This is a genomic window from Rheinheimera sp. (assembly GCF_036568245.1).
Taxonomy (GTDB): Bacteria; Pseudomonadota; Gammaproteobacteria; order Enterobacterales; family Alteromonadaceae; genus Alishewanella.
Map to the genome: position 1 here is coordinate 1 of NZ_DATCSY010000337.1, position 5,099 is coordinate 5,099.

General features: G+C 49.2%; 8 protein-coding genes. 6 read left to right on the plus strand and 2 right to left on the minus strand.

Going from position 1 to position 5,099, the window contains the following annotated elements:
- The 6 genes from priB to VIN66_RS15090 form a co-directional block, all read left to right on the plus strand.
- Positions 1-281, plus strand: a 281-nt coding sequence (gene priB, locus VIN66_RS15065) for a primosomal replication protein N (RefSeq protein WP_331924745.1), incomplete at its 5' end; no start/stop codon positions are given.
- An 11-nt stretch (positions 282-292) separates the two neighbouring features.
- The gene (gene rpsR / locus VIN66_RS15070) at positions 293-520 is read left to right on the plus strand and encodes a 30S ribosomal protein S18 (RefSeq protein ID WP_008218940.1); all 228 of its coding nucleotides are present in this window, start codon (positions 293-295) and stop codon (positions 518-520) included.
- A gap of 19 nt (positions 521-539) precedes the next feature.
- Positions 540-992: a 50S ribosomal protein L9 gene (gene rplI, locus VIN66_RS15075; protein WP_331924746.1), complete on the plus strand. Its 453-nt coding sequence runs from the start codon at positions 540-542 to the stop codon at positions 990-992.
- 177 nt (positions 993-1,169) lie between these two features.
- Positions 1,170-2,552 carry a replicative DNA helicase gene (gene dnaB, locus VIN66_RS15080; protein WP_134057553.1) on the plus strand — a complete coding sequence of 461 codons (1,383 nt, stop codon included), beginning with the start codon at positions 1,170-1,172 and terminating at the stop codon, positions 2,550-2,552.
- Complete coding sequence (gene alr / locus VIN66_RS15085) at positions 2,552-3,631, plus strand: alanine racemase (RefSeq protein ID WP_331924747.1); 1,080 nt, start codon at positions 2,552-2,554, stop codon at positions 3,629-3,631. The genes dnaB and alr overlap by 1 nt, the downstream gene beginning before the upstream one ends.
- 83 nt (positions 3,632-3,714) lie before the next feature.
- Positions 3,715-4,227 carry an ABC transporter C-terminal domain-containing protein gene (locus VIN66_RS15090; protein WP_331924748.1) on the plus strand — a complete coding sequence of 171 codons (513 nt, stop codon included), beginning with the start codon at positions 3,715-3,717 and terminating at the stop codon, positions 4,225-4,227.
- Positions 4,228-4,241: 14 nt separating this feature from the next.
- Here the strand turns inward: VIN66_RS15090 and VIN66_RS15095 are convergent, their stop codons facing one another.
- A complete protein-coding gene (locus VIN66_RS15095) occupies positions 4,242-4,706 on the minus strand; it encodes a chemotaxis protein CheX (RefSeq protein ID WP_134057547.1) in 465 nt (154 codons plus the stop codon).
- A gap of 98 nt (positions 4,707-4,804) precedes the next feature.
- The coding region (locus tag VIN66_RS15100; RefSeq protein WP_331924749.1) for a transcriptional repressor at positions 4,805-5,099 on the minus strand (295 nt) is incomplete at its 5' end.

Consider the following 5,099-nt stretch of genomic DNA (forward strand, 5'->3'; position numbering starts at 1 on the left):
GCACCATCTGTCGTGCGCCAGAGCATAGCGAAAGTCCGGCGGGTATACCGCACACAGTTCTGGCACTGGAACATCGCAGTAACCAGATGGAAGCCGGCTTAAACCGCCAGGCTTATGTCAGGATACAGGTGGTACTCACCGGAACTGAACTGACACAACATATTAAAGCGTTAACGTTGGGCAACATGGTTAAGGTAAGCGGTTTTTTAAACCGGCACCAAAGCCGCAGTGGACAGGCAAAGCTGGTACTGCACGCACAACACATTGAACAAATAAGTTAGGAGACAGGCAAATGTCACGTTTTTTCCGTCGCCGTAAATTCTGCCGTTTTTCTGCAGAAGGCACTGTAGAGATTGATTACAAAGATACCGCTGTTCTGAAAAACTACGTTACAGAAAGCGGCAAGATCGTACCTAGCCGTATTACTGGTACCAGCGCTAAGTATCAGCGTCAATTAGCCCGTGCTATCAAGCGCGCACGCTACCTGGCTCTGTTACCGTACAGCGACTCACACAGCTAATACAGAAGGGGTATAAGTAATGCAAATTATTCTGTTAGACAAAGTCGCTAACCTTGGTGGTTTAGGTGACAACGTAACTGTTAAGTCTGGCTATGCTCGTAACTTCTTATTCCCACAGGGTAAAGCAGTTCCGGCTACTAAGGCTAACATCGAGAAGTTCGAAGCTCGTCGTGCTGAATTAGAAGCTAAATTAGCTGCTGACTTAGCCGCTGCTAACGACCGTGCTGCTAAAATTGCTGCGCTGGGTGAAGTGACTATCGCTTCTAAAGCTGGTGATGAAGGCAAACTGTTCGGTTCAGTTGGTACTCGCGATATCGCGGATGCTATCACTGAAGCGGGCGTTAAAGTGTCTAAAGCAGAAGTGAAGTTACCAAACGGTACTTTACGTGAAACTGGCGAATTCGACATCGATCTGCAGTTACACGCTGAAGTTATCGCAACTGTTAAAGTTGTGGTAATCGCAGAAGCTTAATTGCTTGAAAGCGCACTGCAGTTGCAGTGCGCTTTTCCAATCATCTCCGTTTTATCCTCTGATATAGCCATCACACCGGCATAGATGCCTAGCCGTTAAAAATTTCTGTTACTTTGCTTTGTTATCTGCCTGTGGCAGGTTAGCATTATGCTGTTTTCGCTAACTGATACAGGTGCTATGAGCAGTACAAAAGATAAGCAGGTTGCCGCGGTTAAAATGCCGCCCCATTCAATAGATGCTGAGCAGTCAGTGCTTGGCGGCTTAATGCTGGACAATGATGCCTGGGACCGTGTTGCGGAAAAGGTGGTCGAGCAGGACTTTTACTTGCGAGCGCACCGGTTTATTTTTGCAGCCATGTCACGTCTGGCAGAATCCAGCCACCCGATCGATATTATTACGGTTTCTGAAGATTTAGAGGCCAACCAACAGTTGGACGATGTCGGCGGCTTCGCCTATTTGGGTGAAATTGCCAAAAACACGCCCAGCGCAGCAAATATTCTGGCCTATGCTGATATCGTGCGTGAGCGTGCCGTGGTGCGCGATATGATTTCAGTCGCACACGATATAGCTGATGCCGGCTACGATACCCAGGGCCGCACCTCGGCAGAACTGTTGGATTTTGCCGAAACCAAGGTATTTAAAATTGCTGAGCAGCGCGCCAATGCCAATGAAGGCCCGGAACCTATCAATGCGATCCTGGCTAAAACCATTGAAAAAATCGACGAACTGTTCCGCTCTCCGCACGATGGCGTTACCGGTGTCTCTACCGGCTATGTTGACCTGGATAAAATGACCAACGGCATGCAGCCATCGGATCTGATTATCGTTGCCGCCCGTCCATCGATGGGTAAAACCACCTTTGCGATGAACCTGTGTGAGCATGCTGCTATTACCAGTGATAAGCCGGTGCTGATTTTCAGCTTAGAGATGCCATCCGAACAAATAATGATGCGTATGCTGGCGTCTTTAGGTCGTATTGATCAGACCAAAGTGCGGACCGGTCAGCTTGAAGACGAAGACTGGGCGCGGCTGTCGTCCGCCATTGAGCTTTTGAACACCAAAGGCAAAATGTATATCGACGATGGTTCAGGCCTGACGCCGACAGAGGTGCGCTCAAGAGCGCGCCGGGTAGCACGTGAGCATGGTGGCCTGAGTATGATCATGGTCGACTATTTGCAGTTAATGACAGTGCCGGGGTTAAGCGAAAACCGTACTTTGGAAATTGCTGAAATTTCGCGTTCATTAAAAGCATTGGCAAAAGAGCTGAAGGTACCGGTAGTGGCGCTGTCTCAGCTTAACCGTTCACTTGAACAACGGGCCGATAAACGCCCGGTGAACTCTGACTTGCGTGAATCCGGCTCTATCGAGCAGGATGCTGACTTAATCATGTTTATCTACCGTGACGAAGTGTACAACGACGACAGCCCGGATAAAGGTACCGCTGAGGTGATTATCGGTAAGCAGCGTAACGGCCCTATAGGCCGGGTCAGGCTGACATTTCATGGCCGTTATTCACGCTTTGATAATTATGCCGGTAGTGCCCGTTTCGAGGAAGATTGATGCAAAGCCGCCGGCCACAGGCCATTATTGATCTTGGCGCCCTCAACCATAATTTTGCCCGGGTAAAGCAGTTGGCTCCTGCCAGCAAGGTATTGGCCGTGTTAAAAGCTAATGCCTATGGCCATGGAATGCTTGCCGTGGCGCAGGCATTAAAACACGCCGATGCGCTGGGTGTGGCCCGTATTGATGAAGCTCTGGCACTGCGCGCCGGCGGCATCACCAAACCAATAGTATTATTGGAAGGCTTTTTTCACCCGGATGAGCTGCAGCTAGTGGTTGCGTCTAATTTACAGCTGGTAATACATCACCGCGAGCAGGCAGCTGCGCTGTTAGCTGCCAGGCTGGATGCGCCGGTAAGGGTGTGGCTGAAAGTAGACTCCGGTATGCACCGTCTTGGTATTTACCCTGACGAATTTAAAGAATTACATCAGTGCTTAAGTCAAAGTAGCAATGTGCAAACGCCGATCCGTTTGATGAGTCATTTTGCCTGCTCAGATGAGCTGGCGAACCCGGCAACGCTCAGGCAATTGCAGCTGTTCCGTCAGACGATTTCGGGCGCAGAAGGTGAGGTATCGCTGGCAAATTCTGCCGCTATTTTAAACTGGCCGCAAAGCCACGGTGATTGGGTGCGGCCTGGCCTGATGTTATACGGCGTATCGCCGATGGCAGATGTCAGTGGCAATGCTCATGGCTTACAAGCGGTCATGACGTTAAGCAGCAGTGTTATCGCGGTGCGGCATGTCAAAGCTGGCGAGGCAGTGGGTTATGGCGGCAGTTGGATTGCTGCACACGATACCCGGCTGGCCGTTGTAGCGATAGGATACGGTGATGGCTATCCGCGTGCTGCCAGTAACAATGCCGACGTCGTTATTAATGGTCAGCGCTTGCCGGTTGTTGGGCGCGTATCTATGGATATGATTACTGTTGATATCGGCCAGCAGTCAGTAGCAGTTGGTGACCATGTGATTCTGTGGGGGCCACAGTTGCCGGTAGAGCAGCTTGCACAGCGGGTAGATACTATTCCCTATGAATTACTGTGTAATATTACCAGCCGCGTGCAGTTTAGCTACGCCGAATAATAACCTCCCAGCCTGCCCAGCTTGGCACATTTTCTGCTTTGAGTGATCTCCATCTATGGCATCATATTTTGCAGGAACGGGTGATGACAGTGTCAGGCTTATCAGTTAACCACTTTCAGTTACAGTATCAGTTGCTCAAGCCAGAGAGTGGCACCGATGCGTTTGCCAGCCGGCAAGATATTGCCGCAAAATCGGCAAGCGCTGTCACTCCTGACGCTAAAGCCGGCAAAACGACGGCTCATGCCGAGCCTGAGACTGAGCAACAGAATGCCTTTCTGGATCAGTTGATGGAGCAAATGCTGGCAAATCGCATTGGGCTTGATAAGCAAAAATACGATGAAATTCAGCAGAAGATAGCACAGGTAGAAGCAGAGAAAGATGCGTTGGCAGAGCAACCAGCCAGCGCAGAGCGTGATAATAAGCTATCGGCGCTTGATGATAAGCTAACGCAGCTGAACAAAGCACTCGAAGGGTTGATAGAGCAAGCGAACCGCAACCGGGAGCGTAAAGAGCGTTCGGAGCAGGCTGCAAAAGACGTAATAGCACAATACCGCAATGCTGCGTTTGTGAAACAGCAGCCGACTATCTTCTTATAGTCGGCATCGGGTAGTTACTTATCAAAGCTGACTTCGATATGCACCTTGCCAAAGTCGGAGTCAAATGGCATCAGAATTTTCGCACCTTCTGACTTATGAGAGATAGTATGGCCTTTGCCTGATACTACAACAGGTGTCGCCATGGTGAAGTCATAGCCTTTTTCACCCAGTATCCGCTTAGCACCACCTGTCACCATGTTAGTGATTTCGCCGACCATATCAGTGACATCAGGCGTAATGCCTTTTGGCCGCTCGCCCAACATGCGAAACATGATTTCTACTGCTAACGACTCTTCAAAGGTGATAGAAAAAGAGCCTTTGGTTTGTGGGCTGACCATACCGATTAAGCCGGATACATCACCACGTGCCACTTCATCTTTTTTTATCCGAGGTTGTCCCGGTGTGATGGTGGTGTTGGCCATCGTACTTAACACATTGACCAGAGACGATAAAAACGGGTTTATAAATTCTACATTCATGTCAACGCCTATCAGAATACGGTATCAGGGCTACAGCTTGTTTAAGATTAGAAACCTTTTTGTAAATTAACAAGCCAGATCCTTGATATGGAAAAGTTTTATTGTTTTGCCTTGCAGGTTTTGCATAAGCCATGCGCTTCTATAGTTTGGTGCTTAATCACAAACCCTTGCGCGACTGCCTGACGGTTAAATTCTTCATGCAATAGATCTGAGTGTAGCTCTGTTACATTGCCACACTGATCGCATATCAATAATTGTGCCGGATGATGCTGGCCAAAATGATGACAGAGTAAAAAAGCATTGCTTGATTCAATCTTGTGAATAAACCCCTGCTCAGTCAGAAACTCCAGCGCCCGGTAAACCGTAGCAGGTTTGGCGCCCGGTTCTGTCTGC

Bases quoted from the DNA above. Each gene is read 5' to 3' on its own strand.
- rpsR (WP_008218940.1), top strand. From the start codon at position 293: ATGTCACGTTTTTTCCGTCGCCGTAAATTCTGCCGTTTTTCTGCAGAA.
- rplI (WP_331924746.1), top strand. From the start codon at position 540: ATGCAAATTATTCTGTTAGACAAAGTCGCTAACCTTGGTGGTTTAGGT.
- dnaB (WP_134057553.1), top strand. From the start codon at position 1,170: ATGAGCAGTACAAAAGATAAGCAGGTTGCCGCGGTTAAAATGCCGCCC.
- alr (WP_331924747.1), top strand. From the start codon at position 2,552: ATGCAAAGCCGCCGGCCACAGGCCATTATTGATCTTGGCGCCCTCAAC.
- VIN66_RS15090 (WP_331924748.1), top strand. From the start codon at position 3,715: ATGACAGTGTCAGGCTTATCAGTTAACCACTTTCAGTTACAGTATCAG.
- VIN66_RS15095 (WP_134057547.1), bottom strand. From the start codon at position 4,706: ATGAATGTAGAATTTATAAACCCGTTTTTATCGTCTCTGGTCAATGTG.